This is a genomic window from Alcanivorax sp. HI0083 (genome assembly GCF_001635175.1).
This window is the reverse complement of sequence record NZ_LWFX01000568.1, coordinates 1-341: the sequence shown is the minus strand read 5'-3', so window position 1 is coordinate 341 and position 341 is coordinate 1. Positions and strand designations below refer to the sequence as shown.

The 341-nt window shown below is 57.5% G+C and carries 1 protein-coding gene; it reads left to right on the top strand.

Going from position 1 to position 341, the window contains the following annotated elements; translation table 11 throughout:
- On the top strand, positions 1-341 hold a 341-nt coding region (locus A3754_RS05765), incomplete at both ends, for an acyl-CoA dehydrogenase family protein (RefSeq protein WP_255363116.1).

Here is a 341-nt window from a genome sequence, read left to right as displayed (position 1 = left end):
GAAAGTCGGCATGCGCGGGCAGGACACCTGCGAGTTGTTCTTCGACAACGTCAAGGTGCCCAAGGAAAACCTGCTGGGTGCCGAGGGCATGGGTTTCATTGCCTTGATGAAGGAGCTGGCCTGGGAGCGGATGATGATCGCCATCATCTGTTCGTCGGCTGCCGAGCATGCGCTGGCAACCACCGTGGAATATGTGAAACAGCGCCAGGCGTTTGGCAAGCCGGTGGCGGCATTCCAGAACACCCGCTTTGAATTGGCCGAGATGCGTTCTGAAATCCAGATTGCACGGGTCTATGTTGATCGCTGTATGGAGCTGGTGGTGAAGAATTCCCTGTCGCCCG